The 20717-nt window shown below is 54.2% G+C and carries 19 protein-coding genes; 11 read left to right on the top strand and 8 right to left on the bottom strand.

Annotated elements, in window-relative coordinates:
- The first annotated feature begins 113 nt into the window (after positions 1–113).
- Entirely contained in the window at positions 114–1811 is a 1698-nt protein-coding gene (locus ACR0D9_RS13645) for an adenylate/guanylate cyclase domain-containing protein (protein ID WP_480483680.1), read from the top strand.
- Between the two features lie 213 nt (positions 1812–2024).
- On the opposite strand, the gene ACR0D9_RS13640 is transcribed toward ACR0D9_RS13645, so the two are convergent.
- The 5 genes from ACR0D9_RS13640 to ACR0D9_RS13620 are packed head-to-tail and all read right to left on the bottom strand — an operon-like array spanning position 2025 to position 6818.
- The gene (locus tag ACR0D9_RS13640) at positions 2025–2783 is read right to left on the bottom strand and encodes an SDR family NAD(P)-dependent oxidoreductase (RefSeq protein WP_170463241.1); all 759 of its coding nucleotides are present in this window, start codon (positions 2781–2783) and stop codon (positions 2025–2027) included.
- 18 nt (positions 2784–2801) lie between these two features.
- Entirely contained in the window at positions 2802–3623 is an 822-nt protein-coding gene (locus ACR0D9_RS13635) for an ABC transporter permease (protein WP_171176822.1), read from the bottom strand.
- Positions 3624–3630: 7 nt separating this feature from the next.
- The gene (locus ACR0D9_RS13630; RefSeq protein ID WP_171176820.1) at positions 3631–4482 is read right to left on the bottom strand and encodes an ABC transporter permease; all 852 of its coding nucleotides are present in this window, start codon (positions 4480–4482) and stop codon (positions 3631–3633) included.
- Positions 4483–4519: 37 nt separating this feature from the next.
- Complete coding sequence (locus tag ACR0D9_RS13625) at positions 4520–5683, bottom strand: ABC transporter substrate-binding protein (protein ID WP_171176818.1); 1164 nt, start codon at positions 5681–5683, stop codon at positions 4520–4522.
- Between the two features lie 34 nt (positions 5684–5717).
- Positions 5718–6818, bottom strand: coding sequence for an ABC transporter ATP-binding protein (locus ACR0D9_RS13620; RefSeq protein WP_253282989.1), 1101 nt, complete (start codon positions 6816–6818; stop codon positions 5718–5720).
- Positions 6819–6983: 165 nt separating this feature from the next.
- Here ACR0D9_RS13620 and ACR0D9_RS13615 point away from each other — a divergent pair, with 165 nt between their 5' ends.
- Together ACR0D9_RS13615 and ACR0D9_RS13610 are read left to right on the top strand one after the other, a co-directional pair.
- Positions 6984–7739, top strand: a complete 756-nt coding sequence (locus ACR0D9_RS13615; protein ID WP_170463244.1) for a helix-turn-helix transcriptional regulator — start codon at positions 6984–6986, stop codon at positions 7737–7739.
- A 236-nt stretch (positions 7740–7975) separates the two neighbouring features.
- Entirely contained in the window at positions 7976–8179 is a 204-nt protein-coding gene (locus tag ACR0D9_RS13610; RefSeq protein ID WP_170666102.1) for a hypothetical protein, read from the top strand.
- 353 nt (positions 8180–8532) lie between these two features.
- Here the strand turns inward: ACR0D9_RS13610 and ACR0D9_RS13605 are convergent, their stop codons facing one another.
- Together ACR0D9_RS13605 and ACR0D9_RS13600 are read right to left on the bottom strand one after the other, a co-directional pair.
- Positions 8533–9831 (bottom strand): nucleotide disphospho-sugar-binding domain-containing protein, encoded by a 1299-nt coding sequence (locus tag ACR0D9_RS13605; RefSeq protein WP_480484405.1) that lies wholly within the window; start codon positions 9829–9831, stop codon positions 8533–8535.
- 4 nt (positions 9832–9835) lie between these two features.
- Entirely contained in the window at positions 9836–10954 is a 1119-nt protein-coding gene (locus ACR0D9_RS13600) for a GntR family transcriptional regulator (protein ID WP_170666104.1), read from the bottom strand.
- Here ACR0D9_RS13600 and ACR0D9_RS13595 point away from each other — a divergent pair.
- From ACR0D9_RS13595 to ACR0D9_RS13560, 8 genes are all read left to right on the top strand, one after another.
- Positions 10938–12008: a polyamine ABC transporter substrate-binding protein gene (locus ACR0D9_RS13595; RefSeq protein ID WP_480487436.1), complete on the top strand. Its 1071-nt coding sequence runs from the start codon at positions 10938–10940 to the stop codon at positions 12006–12008. The two genes, ACR0D9_RS13600 and ACR0D9_RS13595, sit on opposite strands and share 17 nt — an antisense overlap.
- A 78-nt stretch (positions 12009–12086) precedes the next feature.
- Positions 12087–12941 carry an ABC transporter permease gene (locus tag ACR0D9_RS13590; protein WP_170463247.1) on the top strand — a complete coding sequence of 285 codons (855 nt, stop codon included), beginning with the start codon at positions 12087–12089 and terminating at the stop codon, positions 12939–12941.
- Positions 12941–13723 (top strand): ABC transporter permease, encoded by a 783-nt coding sequence (locus ACR0D9_RS13585; RefSeq protein WP_170666106.1) that lies wholly within the window; start codon positions 12941–12943, stop codon positions 13721–13723. Before ACR0D9_RS13590 ends, ACR0D9_RS13585 begins: the two co-directional genes overlap by 1 nt.
- A 44-nt stretch (positions 13724–13767) precedes the next feature.
- Complete coding sequence (locus tag ACR0D9_RS13580) at positions 13768–14781, top strand: ABC transporter ATP-binding protein (RefSeq protein WP_480484407.1); 1014 nt, start codon at positions 13768–13770, stop codon at positions 14779–14781.
- 24 nt (positions 14782–14805) lie between these two features.
- On the top strand, positions 14806–16092 hold the full coding sequence (locus tag ACR0D9_RS13575) for a glycosyltransferase (RefSeq protein ID WP_480484408.1): 1287 nt from the start codon (positions 14806–14808) through the stop codon (positions 16090–16092).
- Positions 16089–16454, top strand: coding sequence for a cupin domain-containing protein (locus ACR0D9_RS13570; RefSeq protein ID WP_170463251.1), 366 nt, complete (start codon positions 16089–16091; stop codon positions 16452–16454). The genes ACR0D9_RS13575 and ACR0D9_RS13570 overlap by 4 nt, the downstream gene beginning before the upstream one ends.
- Positions 16451–16795, top strand: a complete 345-nt coding sequence (locus tag ACR0D9_RS13565; protein ID WP_170463252.1) for a cupin domain-containing protein — start codon at positions 16451–16453, stop codon at positions 16793–16795. The genes ACR0D9_RS13570 and ACR0D9_RS13565 overlap by 4 nt, the downstream gene beginning before the upstream one ends.
- Positions 16796–16829: 34 nt before the next feature.
- The gene (locus ACR0D9_RS13560) at positions 16830–18347 is read left to right on the top strand and encodes an aldehyde dehydrogenase family protein (protein WP_170463253.1); all 1518 of its coding nucleotides are present in this window, start codon (positions 16830–16832) and stop codon (positions 18345–18347) included.
- Positions 18348–19070: 723 nt separating this feature from the next.
- On the opposite strand, the gene ACR0D9_RS13555 is transcribed toward ACR0D9_RS13560, so the two are convergent.
- Positions 19071–20666 carry a GMC family oxidoreductase gene (locus ACR0D9_RS13555; protein WP_480483846.1) on the bottom strand — a complete coding sequence of 532 codons (1596 nt, stop codon included), beginning with the start codon at positions 20664–20666 and terminating at the stop codon, positions 19071–19073.
- Positions 20667–20717 lie beyond the last annotated feature (51 nt).

Genomic DNA, 20717 nt, shown 5'->3' with positions numbered 1-20717 from the left:
TGGACCGCGAACTGACGCTGATGCCAAGGGCGGAGAGCATCAGTAAAGAGCCCCGAGCGAACCTCGCATTCAGGCAGTTGGAGTAGAGGGCCGCATCATCTATCGTCGAACGCATGTCGAACAAGGGACAACAGTTGCAACGAAGGTTGGCGGCAATTCTAGCCGCGGATGTCGTTGGGTATTCGGCGCTTATGCACAAAGATGAGCAAGCCACAATTCTAATGCTTGATCACCTGGAAAGCGACATCGTCACCCCAACGATAGCCGGCCAATCAGGTCGTGTCGTGAAGAGCATGGGCGATGGTTGGCTGGTGCAATTTGACAGCGCGGCGCAAGCTGTAACCGCAGCAATGCAGCTACAAGAGCAGTTGGCTGAATACTCGTTAATAAACATGCGGATCGGTGTTCATGTGGGTGACATCACAGAAAAAGGTGATGACATCCTGGGTGACGGTGTGAACATTGCCGCACGGCTTGAGAGCATTGCGCCAACCGGTGGTATCGCAATTTCTGAACCCGTACATCTGAACCTTGAACACAATCTGGCAGACGCTTTCAAAGCAGTTGGGAAGAAGAGGCTCAAGAACATCCAACGCAGCCTGGATGTGTGGATTCACGATGGACCACAACTGAGTGCACCGCAAAGTTCGCCTTCTTTTACAGAGACGAGCTTGCCAAAGCTATCCATCCATCCTGTCACGTGCAGCGACCAACGCGCTGAGCTCAAGGAAATGGCCGCAGCTCTCACTTCAGATTTCGGTTCTTATTTTCGGACGATCAACTGGTTAAACGCGGCAATAACCTCCACGGAAGCATCAGAGGGATATGCACTTCGCGGCGTGCTGCGTGGACACGGCGACCGATTGCGTCTGGAAGCACGCTTAAATGACTCTTCTGGTTCTGAAATCTGGACTCAGAAGTTCGACGGTTCGGTCGAAGCTATCTTTGATTGGCAAGACGAGGTTGTAGAAAAGCTGTTGGATGCCGTTAGCGGGATCTTGATCCAGTCGCTGACCGCAAAGCTCTCTGCTTTACCTGAAGACGAGCTGACTGCCGAACAGTGCGTCTTGATGGGCATGATCACATGGTCGGAGGCCAGCATCGACAGCTATAAAGAGACGTTGTCGTACCACGCCAGGGCCATCGAGGCCAAACCAACCCTCGCCGCCGCTTATGCCGAAGCTATTTGGACAATGAATGGTGCGAGAACCTATGATCTTCGACGCGATCTGTCATCCAACTACGAGAAGCTGCCACACTGGATCGAGGCCGGACGACACATGGCGGGTCAAAGCCCAACGCTTGATCTGAGTGTTGCAGTGGCTGACTACAATGTCGACGGGGACGCGGATCGACTTTCCGTGGCGCTGGAGCAAATCCGGCAACGAGCGCCACTAGATGCCCGCCTGCATTTGTTCATGGGTTGGGGATACAACTGGGCCGGGTTTCCTAAAATGGCACTAAGCTGCTTTCAGACGGCGCTCCGGTTGGGCCGATATGGGGCCGTTTTCGTGGGTGCTTCCGGAGGGGCCGCCACCTCTTGCGTAATGCTTGGTCGAGACCATGATGCTATCGCCTATGCTGAGGCAGGTTTGCGCTTTTCAAAGAACTATGCCGCACTTCACAGCACGAGAGCCGCTGCTCACGCTATGCTTGGGGAACCTGAAAAGGCGTCTGCGGCGTTGGCGCAAATGCTGCAAATGGAACCTGATGAAACGATCTCGAAATGGCGTAGCAACGTGGACTATGGCGGTTCAGAAGGCGCTGAACGTTACTTTGAAGCGCTTCGCCGGGCAGGGTTGCCAGATTAGCGGTGCCGGAACCAAGTTGCGCTGGGAAAACCGGCAGCTTGATCGCGCATTTCAGTAACTGCAAAGCTCGGATTTGAAGGGCCGCTTAGGGCTGCGAGCGGTCAATCATGCTCATCGCAGAAAATGGCAGCGCTGAGCCCAAAGCGGACTGAAATGTGCTCACCAAAAATGAAGTGCGGCGATAGACATTCTCTTGAGCGGTCTAACCCATCACTAAATGCATTCACCGCCATCGATAACCAAGGCTTGCCCCGTCATAAAAGCGGATTCATCTGAAGCTAAATAGACGATCCCATGGCCAATCTCTTCAACTGTCGCCCACCGACTCATAGGGATCGCCTGCTCGATGTAGCTTTCCAGTTTGGCACGGCCACCCATCTGCTTTTCGAAGCCTGCATTGAAGGGGGTGTCTACAAATCCTGGACAAAGGGCATTGAAACGGATTGCATGGACGGCGTAGTCGGCTGCCATCTGCCGGACCATCGCAACAGCTGCGTGCTTTGTAGTCGCATAGGCGATCATGCCCCGGTCGTATTGAACCCCAGAATTGGAGGCCGTGACGATCACGCTGCCTCCACCTTGTGATTTCATATGGGGGACGGCTGCGCGCGCGGCAATGAAGTGAGCGCGGACATTCAATGCCCAAGAAGCATCCATTCCATCTGGTTCCACTTCTTCCAGCGTTCCTTCGATCTGCAACCCAGCATGAGAGTGCAACACGTCAAGCCGACCGAAGTTTTTTACTGCTTCGTCTATGGCTTTGGTAAGGGCATCGTCATCGGTCACATCAAGCTGTATGGCAGATGCTTGATTCCCCTGCGCAACGATCGCGGCCACAGTGGCTTCAGCAAGTGTTGCATCGCGATCCGTTACCACAACATGCGCACCCTCTTGTGCCATTGCCATTGAACCCGCCCGACCAATTCCTGATCCCGCGCCCGTCACGAGCGCGACTTTACCTGCAAGCCGCATTTCACTTGGCTCCTTTATTTAACTATTCGATTTTGAGGCGCCTCGGCGCAAAAGCAGTTGCGCTGCAACGAGCAACAAGAGCGACGCGCCCATAACCATAGTGCCGATGGCATTGATCTCGGGCGTTACGCCGCGCCGGATGGATGAGAATATGTAGATAGGCAGGGTTGTTTCTGAGCCAGCTACGAAGAACGCTATGATGAAATCATCAAATGAGAAAGTGAAGCTGAGCAGGAAGCCCGCCAAAATTGCCGGTGCTATCAACGGCAGGGTCACCTGCCGAAAGGTGCCCCAGGGCGTCGCAAAGAGGTCAGCCGATGCTTCCATGAGGGCACGGTCCATACCCGATAGCCTTGCACGTACGATGATTATGACCAGCGCCATTGTGAACATGGTGTGTGCGGCGACAAGCGTGGGCATCCCCATGGAAAGTTGCGGGGGATTTGCTCCATCGGGCCATAGGCTCGCAAGAAGCGGGTTTAGCCAGCCAAATACGGTGACCAGGGCAATGAGTGTCGCGATACCGATGACGATACCTGGTATCATTATCGCAATATAAATCATCGCATCGAATAAAGTTCGGAGCCATCCCTTAACCCCTTGTAAAGCGATGGCCGCCATGGTTCCGAGTGTGGATGCGAGGCAAGCAGTTATGAATGCCGCAAGCAGACTGGTCTCGAGCGCGTCCATAACAAATGGGTTGTTGAGCGCTTTGCCATACCATCGGGTCGAGAACCCCATGAACTGGCTTGCGTGTCGTCCGGCATTAAAGCTGAAAAGCGCGATGATGCCGATTGGAATATAGAGAAAAAGGTAGACGCAAATCGCGTACAAGCGCATCGGACCCTCACATCAGCGAGACATCTTCGCGCTGGCCACCCAGGCGCGAGATGAATTTCATGTAAATTGAGACAGTGACAAGCATTACGACAACCAGCGTCATTGCGACCGCCGATCCGTACGCCCAGTTTCGAGACTGCAGGAACAGGTCCACCAGCGCATTTCCGACGAAAAACACTTTTCCGCCACCTAAGATCGCTGGGATCAGAAATTCGCCCATGAGTAGGATGAAGACCAGCATGCAGCCAGTTGCGATACCTGGTATTGACAGAGGAAGTGTTACCTGACGGAACGTACGCCACGGAGTAGAGCCGAGATCCGCTGAGGCTTCCAGAAGGCGTTTATCCAGTTTGTCCAAGCTTACAAAAATTGGGAAAACCATCAACGGTAGATACCCATAGACAATCCCCACAAGCACAGAGAACGGCGTATTTATCAGGCGGACATCATCGATGCCGATCGACTCTAGTAAAGCGGGCAAGCCACGCCCCCCAAGGATGAAAATCCATGCGTATGATCGGATCAGGATCGATGTCCAGAACGGCACGATCACCAGGATCAACAGCGAAGTTCTCCACTTTGGTGAACAACGCACCGCAAGAAAGTAGGCGAGCGGGTAGGCAATTACCAACGCAGCGATAGTCCCCAGAGGTGCAAGGATCAAGGTGTTCTTAAACGCCGTCCATCGCGCAGGAAGGTTGGCATATTGTTCCAAAGTGAACGCTGGAACATAGCCTCCGGCGGCACCCCGTTCGCCAAAGGAAAAGACGAAGACGACCAGTAGTGGAAGGGCAAGCATTACCAAAAGCCATATTCCTGCCGGTGCCAGCAACAGTGCTTTTCTGCCTCGTTCGGTCATATTGTCCTCGTCTTTTCCGATATTGCGGCCTTGCCGCTTAGGCCGACTTGAAGCGGGCGAGCAACTCGGCACGGTTTGGATCGGTTAGCGTAGCCGCCGCGCCAAACTCGAGCGCATTCAGAAGGTCAGCTGCCGGATAAAGGATCGGATCTTCCAGCAATTCCTTCGGCAGCAACGCATTGGTGCGAGCATCAGCCGATGGATAGCCATGAGCGAGGACTTCTTTCGCATTAACTTCCGGGTTCAGCAGGAAGTCGATCAAGGCATAAGCGGCATCCATATGGGGTGCGCCCTTAGGAATAGCGTAGTAGTCGGACCAGAGTTCACCGCCCTCGGCTCCCAGAACGTAGGCGATTTCAGGCATGTCGACATTCATCTGCTTGCCGTCACCTGTCCAGCACATCGTCATCCACGCGTCACCGTTACGCATCGGTGGCTGATAATCCGACGAGATTGCAAACAGATGCGGTTTAGCATCCAGCAACAATTTCTCGGCATCCGCCAGTTCCTTCTCATCGACCGAGTTGAAGGAGTAGCCGAAGTATTTCAGGGCATTACCGATGGTGGTGAGTTGGTAATCATGCACCATTGTCCGACCTGAGTAACCTTCCATAGTAAGGTCCCAGAACTCTTTCCAAGTGGTTGGAGTCGGAGCGCCGTCAAGCTTACTAGTATTCACTGCAAAGCCGGTCGTGCCCCAGTTTTTCGGCACCGCGTAAAGCTGGCCATCGACAGAGCCGGCATCTGAAAAGCGCTGTTCGAATGAACCTGCGTCGTAGTTTGGCAGTTTGGACGTATCGAGCGGGATGATCAGATCTTCGCCCACATACGTAGTGATCGTGTAATTGGTTGGAACGAACACGTCCCAGCCAGACCCTCCGGCTTGCAGTTTTGCCAACATCTCTTCGTTCGAGCCAAAAACATTGACCTGAACGTGGGCGCCAGTGGCTTCCGTGAAGGCTTCGAAGTTCATCTCGTCATGGTAGTTCGGCCACGTGGCGAGGATCACTCGGTCGCCAATGTCTCCGGCAGCAAATGCCGGGCGTGGACGCAACCCAGGCATAGCCGTGCCCAGAACGGCCGTTGCCATCCCAAGACCTGTCACGCCCAAAAAATGTCGCCGTGTGACCGAACCCTTTTGGTACCGGCGAAGCTCTTCCATGAACTTTTGCTTGGAAATAGTCCCATTATCCTTAGTCATTGTGAACCTCTCTGTTGTTGGATTGCGGGATCTGTTAATTTTCCAGGATCAGCAGTGCGCCTTCGCCCCATGAAACAAAGGCCTGTTCTCCTGCATTGAACGTCCCCTCGTTCAATTCCGCTTGCCTTGGCACAAGTACGTGGAAATCACCCAGTGCTTCGTTGCGCGCAAGGTATTCTGTGTGCTCCCCAAGGAAGATCCGATTTTGAATGGTAACTGGCAAAGCAATTTCAGCTGCGGGCAGCGCGCGGGTCAGCGTGATCTGTTCAGGACGGATACTGACGCAAACTTCCTGCCCTGCATCTATTGGAATCTCCGGAGTTCCGTGCACCTTTTGGCCACTCGCTAAACGCACAGTGATTTGGTCGGCTACTGCGTCAGTTACAGTTGCATCAAAGAAATTTGAGGTGCCTACAAATCCAGCCACGTAGCGGCTGCGGGGCATGTCATAGAGTTCGCGTGGGCTGCCAACCTGCACAATACTGCCGCCTTCCATCACACAAATTCGGTCGGACATTGAAAGCGCTTCTTCTTGGTCGTGCGTGACGAGGACAAAAGTTATTCCCAGTTGTCGTTGCAGGTTCTGCAGTTCAAACTGCATTTCTTTTCGAAGCTTTCGATCCAGAGCAGCCATTGGTTCATCAAGCAGCAAAAGCTTGGGCTCGTTTACGATCGCACGCGCCAAAGCGACGCGTTGCTGCTGACCACCAGACATCTCCCAGATGCGACGTGGGCCAAACCCACCAAGACGGACAGTTTCCAGCGCTTGCTCAACCTTTGTCGCGATTGTTTGTTTGTCTACGCGTGGTCGTCGTTGGCGCAGGCCGTACGCGATGTTGTCGAACACGCTTAGGTGAGGAAAAAGAGCGTAGTGCTGAAACACCATGTTGACTGGGCGATGGTGCGCATCCAAGTCGTTGACGACTTCGCCATCGAGCAACACCTGACCTTCGGTTGGTTTCTCGAAACCCGCCAGCATCCTAAGTGCAGTGGTTTTGCCGCAACCAGATGGGCCTAAGAACGACAGGAACTCTCCTTTCCCAATGGAAAGATTCAGGTCTTTGGCGGCGACCACATTCCCGAAGGTCTTGGTCACTCCTCTGAGTTCCGCAATCGTCTGCATGGTGACGCTCATGTCAAAGCTCATATACTGCTGTTTTCCTTTTGCTTGATTTTTTGGCATTTGCTGGCATACCACTCAAACAAGGAAAAAGTAACAATAACTCGGATTAACTGTATATACCACAATTGGGGTATAGAGGTGCTTTTCGAAAATCTGGAGCGGCGTGTGTACGATTGGATGGAAGAGGCCGGCAGGGTCGTAGAGAAGATCGGAACCCCAGAATTTCCATGTGCTTTGGCAGATGGCTTACGGCAGGTCGCACCATTTGATTTTACGGTGGTGTTTGGCCATGTCGGAACCGAAGCACCAATAGACCTTCACGACGATTTTCCCAAAAGCAAACGGCGTATTTTTGTTGAGGATTACCAAGCAGGGCCCTACGTACTTGATCCATTTTTTTTGGCCGCGACAAAACCGATAACACCGGGTCTGTACCGCATGCGCGATATCGCACCGGACAGGTTCTATCAGGGCGAATACTATCGCAGCTATTACAAAAGGACTGGGTTAGCAGAGGAGATTGGCTACTTTATCGATATCCCAAGCACTGGGATGGTTGTGGTCTCGCTCATGCGATCAGCGAAGCCTTTTTCAGCCAAGGAAATTCGTCATTTGCACGCTCTATGGCCGCTCGTTCGGGCAGCCTGTTGCAAACATTGGAGTGACTTTCCAACGATGGCCCGCGGCGCCGCAGCGAATGGCGTTAGTCGTCGCGTTGATCTAGCATTCCAGGCATTTGGCGATGGCGTTCTGACGCCACGAGAACGAGAAGTCGTTGAGTTCACATTGAAGGGCCATTCGGCAGAAGCTGTTGGCACAATTCTCGGCATCTCTCCAGGCACAGTCCGCATCCACAGACGCAACATTTACGCGAAACTTAGGATCAACTCGCAGGGTGAGCTTTTTTCAAAGTTCATTGAAAAGGCTCTTTAAAAGGTTCCTTGAACACCCACTTTATCCGTTTTGCCGACCTTGCTACCTTGTGACCCGGAAAGCACCAAACATTTGGACGGCACTGTCTGATAGCCAAGGAACCCAAAGTGAGAGGATTGGGACGCCCGGGACCCGTGTCGGGCTAAATTAATACCCGGGAACGCTTTCGGGCCATTGTCTATCTAACCGGATCAGCCGTTTTAAAAATGGCGTCAAGATTCGAAAGGCAAAATTTCATGGACGCACCAGTTATCCAGTTGATTTTTATGTTCATCTTGCTGGTTGTCGTGATCTGGCTTTATATCCTGCCGATCACGATGGCGGGACGGCGCAACCGATCTAGTTTTATCTGGTTCCTGATCGGTTTGGTTGGATCACCCCTTTTGGCTATCCTTTTGCTGCTGGCTCTGGGTGACGCACCCGAGCAACCAACAACCTAATTTTGCGGACGATACCGTCTGACACCCAAAAGGGCTTAACCGGAGGGTATCTAGACGCTCGTGAGCCATAAAGGACTGCTCAGCATGCAATGAGGGTGCCAATTGAGACCCTATACTTCCGAAAGTGAAGACTACTAGTCCTTCTCACTCTCCACAACCGTGTACTGTAAACCCAAGGATGGCCGATTTGTTTGGAGAACCATAGACCGCTTTGCCCGTATTGCTGCCGCTCGCGACATTTCAGCGAGCGTCTGTCTCGAGCCCAAACCGACACTTTAGGTTCAGTGATTTAGAGGTCATTGCGATGCACCCTTCCATCCTTCATGACAAAACGGATGACCGACGGGAATAACCTAGATTCGGTTAGGATTTACACAATCCAGAATTTTCTGAGCAGCTAACTGAACCGACTTTCTCAACTGCATGATCTCTGAGTTCGCAGCCAGCCGGGCCTTCATCTCTGCGTCCCCAAGGAGTTGGTTAATCGAATTATCCAACTGCTCCGGTGTCCAATCCCATCGATTTACCCTGAGTCCGACACTGGTCTCAACTGCCCGCTGGGCGTTATCGTGTCCGTCCCAGCAATAGGGAAGGATCAGCGACGGGACCCCGAAATACAGCGCTTCGCAAAAGCTGTTGTTGCCGCCGTGGTGAATAAACAGATCGCATTGTTCAACCACGGAAGGCTGCGGAAACCATTCCTGCAGATGAACATTGTCTGGGACTCTGGAATAGGCGTCGATTTGGGCCCCGACATTGACCAGAAACCTCATGTCCATTGTCTTGAATACGTCGAACAGGCTCTCAAAGAATGGGACATCCATGGCACCCAGACTGCCAAAACTCACGTACACCAGAGGCCCGTCGTTACGGGGCATTTGAGGTACACGGTAAGGACCTTCCTGGCGAACGCAGCCTTCGAGAAAGGTGAATTGTCCAGAGTCCAGTACCTGATCACGATCATGGCGAATGATAGATGGCGCTAAAAGAAGGTTTTGATGCGGTGATGTTTCTAGGAACTCACCTTCAGGCAATAGCTCAAGCCCCTTATCCAGGCGAAATTTGTTGTAGCGAGCATGAATTGGGCCAAGGGTCTCCAGGTACTGGTCTCGGAATGCCGCACACCCGGCGGCGTCAGATGCCGGCAGACCGGACAGGTACGGCGGTAGGCAGTTGTCTGGCAACTCGGTTTCCGCGCAAGAAATAACCCTGACCCATGGGCGCTCGGATCGTACGATGGCCGGGAACATGATGACGTTGTCGAGGACGACGACATCTGGGTTGGTCCGCTCTAGCGCCGTTTCCAACCCCTGTTCGACCGATTCCGCTGTCTCGACGATTGCGTTCCAAACGGGCTCTACATAGGTGGTCAGTTGGTCAGTTGGATGCATGTTAAAATGCGGCAGATGATGGCTCAGGAATTCCTGCCAGTAGGTCTGGGTTTCCTCTTCTGTCAACTCTGATTGAACAGGGACGGCGAACTCGTCAAAACCGTAATCTGCGAATACGCCACCAAAGCCACCGTGGGTCAGGAAAACGGGGTGTGCACCCATTGCGCGAAGTTCCTGAGCGATCCCCACACAATTCAGTGCAGCCCCAAAACTAGCTTCGGGGAAAAACGCGATTACGGGTGCTTCCTTGCGGTTCATCATTCACTCACCGGATTGACCCGCAGGTTGCTTGGACTAGCGCCGGAGCACCACGATTGGCGACGCTGGGCCTTTGGTGCATTGAAAGCCGCAAGTGCACCCTCATCTGATCCGCCGCAAGATCGAAATGATCTTGTTCGATGAAATCAAGTATACGCAGATGTTCATCGAGCGCCTGCCTCATCCGAAAGTCGATCATACCGAATGATCCGCCCGGCAGGTGGCGCAACCCATGATGGGCCATGAGAGCAGAAGCTAGATACTGGTTTCCGGACGATCGAGCGATGAGCTTGTGAAAGGCAAGATCCGCGTCTTGAAAATCCTGGCTATTGAAAGAGTTTTCCGACTGCGCCAGAAGCGCTTCGGTCTGGCTGCGGACCAGATCGGCGCGCTTGGTGTCCAACTTGAAACCGTCGGACAGAATGGCCTGCGGTTCCAGTATCAGACGAAATTCGTAGCTCTCTATTCGTCCGGAGCGGTCTCCCGGCATGCGCGTGAAAACCCAGGATTGACCTTCGGCTTTCTGAATCACGCCTTGGGCCAGGAGGGCTTCGAGCGCACGCTGTGCAGCGCTGCGGGAAACCGAATATCTGCGGATCAGGTCTGTGACATTGATGGCACCGTCCAGGCGTCGGGCGCCGCGATCTCGTAGGATGGCACCAGCGAGATCCACACCTGCTCCGACCGCATGCTGGTTGAGTATCGAATGCCCCTTTTCGGGTTCGCATTCTAGGACAAACCCGCCTTCTGCCGCTTTGCGTGCCATCCCCTCCTTTTCCAGCAGCCTCAATGCGGATCTAACCGGAGTGCGAGAGACGCTGCACGAATCAGCAAGGGTTTTTTCCACCAGTCTGTCGCCCTGATGCAAATCGAGATCCATCGCAACATCCAGTATTTTTTGAGCAAGTTTCAAGTATTTGCTTGGTGGCATAAGAAGACGGCTTTCGTCATACCTAGTTAATATACAATAAAAACGGTATCTTAAATGGCTTCTCCGGGCCATACAAAAATGATTCAAAAAAATGTTGAGTTTTATTTCATCAAAAAATACCGTGATTGCATCATATATCTCGCCCCAGAAGCGAGCGCGGATGTCAAGGGAGGAAGACATGACCAACAAGTTCACCAATTCGTTCCGTTTGCCATTTGCTTGGCTCACCACCGGGGCGGCCTGCGCACTCAGCTTATTCGCCGGAGCGGCCCAAGCAGAAAAAATCGTGATCTCGAACTGGGACGGCTACATGCCGCCGGACCTGCTGGAGAATTTCACCAATGAAACAGGTATCGAGGCCGAGCTCTCGGTGCATGGCACTAACGAAGAAATCATGGGCAAGGTCGTAGCCGGTGGAGGCAAGGGCTACGACGTTCTTTTCGTCTCGTCGCCTTTTGCCGAGGCGTTAAACAACCTGGGGCTGGTGGCTGCAATCGACCACGACAAGGTTCCGAATGCCTCTAACCTGTATGACGAAGCTAAAGAACTAGCCCATGATCCGGGCAACAACTATTCAATGCCATACGCTTGGGGCACGACGGGCTTATGCTACCGGTCTGACCTGATGGCAGAGCCAACTTCGTGGAACGATCTGCTCAAACCCTCTGAAGACCTTAAAGGCAAAGTGACAATGCTCTCGACGGATCGCTGGCTGATGGGGGCTGCTGCGCTAGCCCTCGGAAAGTCGCTTAACGATACGTCGGATGAGACGTTGGCGGCTGCAAAGGACCTGCTGGTTGCGGCGAAGCAGGATCTGCTGGCCTACGATGACGCAACTTTTTATCTGAAGTTGGTATCGGGCGAGGCAACGATGGTTCACGCCTGGGATGGCTGGTGCAACTACGGCATCGGTGAAAACGCGGACATCAAGTACACGATACCATCAGAAGGATCGGATCTGTGGGTAGATGCGCTAGTCATCGCGGATGCATCTGAAAACAAAGATGCGGCGCATGCCTTTGTGAACTATGTCTTGGGCGCGGACGTCGGTGTCTGGGTTGCCAGCAATATCCTTTACAAAACGCCGAACAAGGCTGCGATGGAGGCGCTGGACCCGTCCTTGATCGAAACCTTCCCGAACATGGGAATGTCGCCTGCAGACCTTACCAAGTACGAGCAGTTGCGCGATCTCGGCAATGGCCAGAAACCCTTTGCACGGACCGTGACCGAAATCATGGCCGCACAGTAAGTGATCAAACCCTGAGCAAAACCCGACCCGAACAAAGGGTCGGGCCTGTACGACATCACTCCACAGATTGCCAAGTATATGACCAATCGACTGAAATCGGTGATCTTGCTGGGGCCGGGCCTGGGCTGGCTTGCGCTTCTTATGGTGGTGCCGTGTGGCCTTATTTTTACCTATGCGTTCTTTGAACGCGGTATCTATGGCGGCATCGACCACGTCTTTACGTTTGAAAATTTTGTGCGGGCCGCCGATCCTCTTTACCTCGGGATCTTCTTACGCTCGGCCAAGATCGCGTTTCTGGCCACGATAATCGCGATCCTGATCGCCTATCCGGCGGCCTATGCCATCACGCTGGCGCCGCGCCGTTGGCAGACCGGTTTGCTGATCTTGGTGATCTTGCCGTTCTGGTCCAACTACCTAATCCGCACTTACGCCTGGATCGTGATGCTTAACCGCGAGGGCTTGATCAATAATACTCTCCAGGGGGCAGGCTTGATCGATGAGCCGCTGTCTCTGCTTTATAACAATTTCGCGGTGATCGTTGGGCTTGTCTACAACTACACCCCCTTTGTGGTTCTGGCGATCTATTCGTCGCTGAACCGCATAAATGTCGAAACCATAGAAGCCTCGGAAGATCTTGGAGCGCCCGCTTGGACCACTTTCTACCGGGTGATACTGCCACAGACCGTTCCCGGGATTGCGGCAGGTGGTGTCTTTGTTTTTGTATTGTCGATCGGCAATTTCATTACGCCCGATTTGCTTGGCGGCGGGCGACTTCAGATGGTTGGAAACCTGATCTATGACCAGTTCCTGAGCGCCCGCGACTGGCCGTTCGGAGCAACGCTGTCGATGTTCCTGATTGCGATTATGATGGGGCTTTTGTTCGCACAGGCGGTATTGGCCAATCGCGCAGCGGGACAGAGAGGGCAGGACTGATGCGGGACCGATCCAACATGGGCCTGAAGCTGCACCTGGTTTTGTTTTACACCTTTCTCTATGTGCCGATCCTTGTGCTCATGGCGTTAAGCTTTAACCGGGCCGGACTTCCAACTGTATGGACCGGGTTTTCGTTGGAATGGTACGGCAAGTTGTTTACCGCGGATCCAATACTGTCGGCGGCGCGCAACACGCTAATCGTGGCCTTAATCTCGACCGTTCTGGCGACAATAATCGGCACGCTTTTGGCGGTCGGTGTCGAGACACGGCGTAATTCTTCAGTTCTAGACGCGGTTCTGTTCGCACCGATGATCATCCCCGACATAGTTCTGGCCATCGCGCTCTTGTCCTTTTTCACCCTACTCAACATGACGTTGGGGCTTCATTCGATCATCCTCAGCCATGTCGTATTTAACATAGCCTTTGTTGTCGCCGTGGTGCGTACGCGGATGCGCAATTTCGACCATTCGATACTTGAGGCCAGTGCCGATCTTGGGGCCAGCGAATTCACCACCTTTCGCCGCATCCTGCTGCCCGCCATCGCGCCGGGGGTTATCGCCGGGGCGCTGTTGTCTTTCACCCTGTCTGTGGACGAATTCATTATTGCCTTCTTTACCGCCGGTGCTGGGCAATCCTCGACCACGTTGCCGATGCAGATTTACGCAATGATCCGATTTGGCGTCACGCCGGAAATCAATGCGATGGCTACCATCGTCATGTTCGTTTCATTCACGCTGGTCTTCTTCGCACAGCGTACCGACAAAGAGGTTTTCAGCCGATGAACCAAGGGGTTCAACTCAGGAATATAACCAAGCGATACGGTTTGGTGACCGCGATCGACAATGTTTCACTGGATATTCGCGATAACGAGTTCTTTGCACTTTTGGGCCCATCGGGCTGCGGCAAGACCACACTATTGCGGACGCTGGCGGGATTCGAAACGCCACAGGAAGGACAGGTAATCGTTGCCGGGCAGAACGTGACAAACATACGTCCCAGCAGGCGGCCCCTGAACCTGATGTTCCAATCCTATGCCTTGTTTCCGCACATGAGCGTCGAAAAAAACATCGCCTATGGGTTAGAAATGGAGAAATTGCCTAAGGACGAAATTGCCACGAGAGTGGCCGAGGTTCTGGAAAGTGCGAAACTTTCGGGATTTGCCGGGCGCAAGCCGGATCAGCTTTCTGGTGGGCAGCGACAGCGGGTTGCTTTGGCGCGCGCGCTGGTCAAAAGGCCAAAAGTCCTGTTGCTGGATGAGCCCCTTTCAGCTCTGGACAAGAAACTACGAGAAGAGATGCAGCTGGAGCTCAAACGGTTGCAACACGAGGTGGGGATTACATTTCTAATTGTGACCCATGACCAGGAAGAGGCCTTGGTCATGGCCGACCGGATCGCGGTCTTGCATGATGGTAAGCTGGCGCAGGTCGGTACTCCTCACGAGCTCTACGAACACCCCGGATCGCGCTTTGTTGCAGATTTTATAGGCGTGATGAACTTTCTGGATGGTAACGCCGTCGACGGCGGTGTCGATGTCCACGGGGCGGGAATGCTGAGGGGCGTTTCCGAGCTGCGCGGTGCTGCCACGATTGCTGTGCGCCCGGAACGGGTCAGCCTGATGCAGACCGCCCCTCGAGATGGGCGCAACTGCCTTCCAGGCACTGTCGAAGAAGTCGCCTATCACGGATCAGACCTGGGTGTGCATGTGCGCGTTCGCGGTGGGAGGAGCACCCTTTCCGCCCGCGTTCCCGCCAGCCAAGCCGACCGTGAAAATATCCAGCCGGGTCAGGATGTCCACTGCGTATGGGACGCGAAACATTCCCGCATCCTTCCCAACTGCTAAGCCAAATCTAACCGGAGACCTACAATGTCACAGAAAACCATCGCCTTCTTCCCCGAAGCTGCCTTTGGCCCTGCGCTGAATTCGGTTGGCATCGCGCAGGCCTGCGAGAAACTGGGCCATAAGGCTGTATTTCTAAGCGATCCCGGCTTTGTCGAGGTATATGAAGGTTATGGGTTTGAGGCGCATCCTGTTGCCCTGTCCGAGCCGATGGAACCCGAGGCGATGGCAAAGTTCTGGGAGGATTTCATCAACGGTCACATCCCAAATTTTCGCAAAGCCCCGATTGACCAAATCGATAACTACGTCAAGGATTGCTGGGAGGCGATCGTCGACAGCGCAAAATGGGCGCAAAAAGATCTGCCCGAGGTATTGGCAAAAATCAAACCAGATATGATCTGCGTGGATAATGTCATTATGTTCCCAGCCATCAAGCAGTTCGGCGTACCGTGGGTGCGGATCATCTCATGTTCCGAAAACGAAATCCCGGACCCGATTGTGCCGCCGCACTTATCGGGCTGTCGGGTGGATGACCGCGAGGGCATGGAGGCCTATGAGGCAAAGTTCCACGATGTGATCAAGCCGATCCACGACGACTACAATGCGTTCCTAGCCAGATGCAACGAAGACGCCTATCCGATTGGAGAGTTTTTCGAAGCGTCGCCCACAATGAACCTTCTGCTTTATCCCGAGCCGGCAAAGTACGAACGGCAGAACCCACTGGACCCAAACCGGTTTCAGTATCTTGAAGGTTGCGTGCGCGAAGAAGAACCCTTTGAGGTGCCAACGTTTAAGTCCAACAATGACAAACCACTTCTCTATGTATCTTTCGGGTCGCTTGGCGCAGGCGACACCGACCTGCTAAAGAGGATCATTTCGACCATTTCCAGGTTGCCCTACCGGGCGCTCGTAAATGTCGGGGATTACATTGACGAATACACAGACATTCCCGACAACGTGCACATACAGAGCTGGTATCCCCAGCCTTCGGTAATTCCGCAGGTTGACGCGGTGATACATCATGGCGGTAACAACTCGTTCACAGAGTGCCTATATTTCGGCAAAACAGCAATCATTATGCCCTATGTCTGGGACGGCCACGATAACGCCACCCGTGTTCAGGAAACCGGCCACGGGTTCGGGTTTCACCGATACGACTGGACCGATGATGAATTGGCTATTGCCCTCGACAAATGTATCAACGATCCAGGAATGCAGGCGAAGATGGCGGCAACCTCTGCTCACATGCAGTCACGGCATGGCCCGACCAAGGCAGCTGGCATTCTCGACGAAATCCTGAAAGCCGCGGAATGAGCAGCGCCCCGCATCTTTCGGAAATCTCGACCCGCACCGACCTCACGGACTGGGGGCTACAGCCGGACATGATTGAAGGCCAGTCGCATTCATCGGGTATGCTGGTTCACAAGGGTCCTGACAACCGGCCGGAGATCGGCGCATGGGTCTGCACTCCAGGCCGCTGGCGCCTAACGATACCGCGTGACGAGTTCTGCTATTTTGTGCAGGGCCGCGCGGTCTATCGGTCGGATGCAGGCGAAAGCATCGAAGTTACGCCCGGAACGGCCGTACTATTCCTCGCCGGTTGGGTAGGGGAATGCACGGTCGAGGAAACATTGCGCAACACCTACTACCTAACGGACCGCGAACCTGAAACATGACCACGCCACGTATGCAAAACCCGCTCCAGCAGACTGATCTTGTCGATTGGGGGGTAATCCCGACGATGATTGAAGGGCAATCCCGCACCTCGGGAAAGCTGATCCACAAGGGGCCTGACGGCCAGTCCGAATGCGGCCTTTGGGTCTGCACTCCCGGTAAGTGGGAATGTCACGTCACCAAGGACGAGTTCTGCCACTTTCTGGAAGGCCGCTGTACCTATATCCATGAAAGCGGCGAGGTAATTGAGATTACGCCCGATACGGCGGCCTTTTTTCCGCAGGACTGGAAAGGCGTTTGCACTGTCCACGAGACGGTCAAGAAAGTGTACATGATCCGCTAACGGCGCAATGCCTGTCAAACAAGGGGGCTGCCCAATGCGTGACCCGTTCAAATCTACCTACTACCTCAACCCCAAGCATGTGCCATTGGAGGGTGGTGGGACCACTCTGGTCAACCCGTCTACCTTGCAGCCCGTCGGGGTTTTTGGTGAGCCGTCGCCGCAGATCGTGAACCAGGTCCTGGACCGGGTAAATGCGGCGCAAAGGAGGTGGTCCGCGATGGACTGCAAATCTCGCGCGCGGGTATTGCACCAGATCGCCAACGACATCGAAAGCGGCGACATGACTGAGATCGCCCGCTTGATGACATTGGAAACGGGCAAACCTTACCCTGAATCGATCGGCGAGATTGCGAACATCCCGCCGGTTTTCCGCTACTATGCCGAGATGGCGCGCAATGACGCGGGCAAGATTGCCGGCACGATGCAAACTGGATCTTTTCAGTATCAGACATACGAGCCCTACGGCGTGTCCGTGCATGTGGTTCCGTACAATTTCCCCCTCATTCTTGGCTGCTGGTCGATGGCCGCATCACTTGCGGCAGGTAACGGTGTAGTGTTGAAAGCCTCACCTGCAGGAACTTTGTGCACGATGGCGTTCATGGAGTTTTTTCGGGCGTTGCCCCAAGACCTGATTGCTTGCCTGCCGGGTGGTGCAGACGTGGGCAAACAGCTGATTGCCAGCCCCAAAACCCATGTGGTCGCTTTTACAGGGTCCGTGCCGACAGGTCGTGCAGTCGCAGTGGCCGCAGCGGAGAACCTGAAACCCGCAGTGATCGAGGCTGGGGGAAGCGATCCACTGATCGTCAGTAAACACGCCGACATCGCGGTCGCTGCTGCCGGGGCGGTTACCGCTGCATTTTTGCAGTCGGGCCAGGTTTGCACATCGTCTGAACGGATTTTTGTAGTGGATGACGTGTACGACGATTTTGTCGATGAATTCGTGACCCGAACCCGGAAACTGCGCATCGGCGACGGAATGGGGGTGGCGGAAATCGGACCTTTGGCCTCCAAGGAGGCACGCGACAAGGTCGAGCGTCTGGTGCGCGATGCAACTGAGAAAGGCGCGGTGGTTGAGGTAGGAGGCGGTACCCCGGATCACGTCGGGCCGGGTTGGTTTTTCGAACCAACGATCCTGACCGGCGTGACGACGGACATGGCGCTAACTCAGGAAGAGGTTTTTGGGCCAGTCGCCTCGGTCATTCGGGTGAGCGACTTTGACCAAGCGCTTGAACTGGCAAACGCGTCACAATTCGGTCTTGGCGGATGCCTGTTTACCGGCGACTTGGACGAGGCATTTCAAGGGGTGAACAAGCTACAGGTGGGGATGGTCTGGGTCAACAACCCGCTCGTGGACAACGATGCCTTGCCTTTTGGCGGCGTCAAGAATTCTGGGCTTGGGCGTACGCTAGGCCTTCAAGGCCTCGAGGCTTTCAGACGACCCAAGATGGTCGTGATTGATCCGAAGGCGAAGGAGGCGGACTGGTGGTATCCATATCCCGACGACTGGTTCTATTCAGATGACGTACAGGGCGGGAGAAAGCACACCGGCTAGGGTGATGATCGGTGCGACCTGATCGACTCTACAACTGAAGATGAGCTAACGGCAGGATTGTCCGCGTCTTACCCATTTGCGGGCAATGACGCGGATGGTAGTGTTTCCCGATAGCATACATTCGTGCATCGAGCGGCGAAGGTGCAAGGAGAGCCCTGAGCGGCCCTCTCAAATTTACGCTGCGTGTGCATAGTGTAGCGAATTTTCTGCGCAGGCGAAAAAGTCCGCGCCGCCACGCGGCGGCGATCTCGGCCATTCGCGCATCGCGCAGCATTTATTGAGGTGGGAATTTACAAGTCGCGGACTTAGCAGCCAATAGCGTTCACCGACGCAGTGTCCGCACCCAGACAATTAGGGAACATTCAAGTTCGCGACCCAGGGCTGTGTATGTCTATCTCAGCAAGTGCAGTACTTGTACGCCTAAAAATAGGAAAGCGGACGTTAAGAGTTGAACTTTAGGAAAGTGTCCGCGTCCGCTTATGCATGCTTCGCGAGGTTGGTGTGGTGTTAAGTCCCTGCGCTAGATGCTCCACAGATCATTGACCAATGGTCGCTCCCAGATCACTGTCAGTCATGACTCATGAGTCATGAGTTAGGCAAAGCGCAAGTTGCGACCAGACTCCACCGACTAAACAGCTTGAGCTTGCGCGAATGGCGCACTGATCCATCGGTTGCGAGTGTTTTGGGCATTTTGCATGGCATGCGGACAAGACGGAGGGACTGTCAGGCATCTGCACTTATCAAGTCGCTTGCCTTTTCGCCTATCATAATTGCTGGCGCATTAGTGTTGCCACTGACGATATCCGGCATAATGGAGCAATCAGCTACCCTTAGGTTCTTTATTCCATGCACATTTAGTTTTGCGTCGACAACGGACATGCCATTGCTTCCCATCGCGCAAGTTCCGGTTGGGTGATAGATTGATGCGGTGTTGGATCTGGCCCAATCTAGCGTGCCTTCGTAATCGTCGCAACTCAGCTCTGCCGTCGGTCGAAATTCCTCGGAAATTTTTGAAGCCAGAGGGGCCAGTTTGGCAATCCCACGTGCGATATTCACGCCATCGACGATCGTTTTGCAATCCGTTTCCGTGGACAGGTAGTTAGGGACGATTTTGACGTGTTTAGACGGATCGGGACCGTTCAACCGCAATTCTCCGCGGCTTTCCGGGCGCAGTTGGCACACCGACATCGTGAACGCTGAAAACGGATGCACTCCCTCGCCAGGACTGTCAGCGGACCAGGGTTGGACGTGAAACTGAATGTCGGGGGTTTCAACCTCGGGGCGGGTTTTCATGAAACCGGTGGCAAGGCTGGCGGCCATGGTCATCGGGCCTGCGCGGAACAGCGCGTATTTCAGGGCAATTCGCGCCTGATTGAACAGGCTGCGGACTTCGTCATTCAAAGTCGGCTCGTTACATTTAAACACAAGCCGCGCCTGTAAGTGATCCTGCAAACCCTTGCCGACACCCGGCAGGGCGTGCAGCGGTTCGATACCGTTTTCCTTTAGATGATCTGGGTCTCCGATTCCCGACAACATCAGAATTTGGGGGGAATTGATCGCCCCACCGGACAGAATGATCTCGCGCCGGACTTTTAGAGTTTGTTCAGCACCCGAACGATCCCGATAAACCAGTCCGGTTGCCTTTTTCCCTTCTAAAACCACCCGCGCTACCAAGGCATTGGTAATGATGTTGAGGTTCTGACGACCCCGGATAGGTTTTAGATACGCCACGGCTGCGCTGCAGCGTCGACCATTGCGGGTGGTCAACTGAAAGTACCCGACGCCCTCTTGTTCGGCCCCGTTGTAGTCTGGATTGAACGGATAACCTGCGGCCTGCGCTGCAGCGACCCATGCGTCGCAGATGGGACGTTGGATGCGCATGTTGGACACAGACAAAGGTCCACCGACACCGTGGAATTCATCCTCGCCGCGCTCTTGATCCTCGCAGCGTTTGAACAGTGGCAACACGTCCTCCCAGCCCCAACCTTCGTTGCCCATCTGACGCCAACGGTCGTAATCCTCTTTCTGGCCGCGCACATATAGCAACCCATTCAAAGAGGATGACCCACCCAGCACCTTACCGCGTGGCCAATCGATGGATCGACCGTTCAGGCCGGGATCGGGTTCGGTCCGATAACACCAGTCGACCGATGGATTGTGCATTGTTTTGAAATAGCCAACAGGGATGTGAATCCACGGGTTCGTATCGCGGCCACCAGCCTCAAGCAGCGCAACCGTCGTATTGGGATCAGCGCTTAGCCGATTGGCAATGACACAGCCCGAAGACCCCGCGCCAACAACCGCATAATCCACCTCCATGACTGCCTCCTCCGAAAGTTGCTGAAAAAAACTCTATGCAAGTTGATCGAA

Source organism: Ruegeria sp. AK11, from assembly GCF_056541095.1.
The sequence above is the reverse complement of the archived record's forward strand: the minus strand, read 5'-3'. Positions and strand labels throughout refer to the sequence as shown.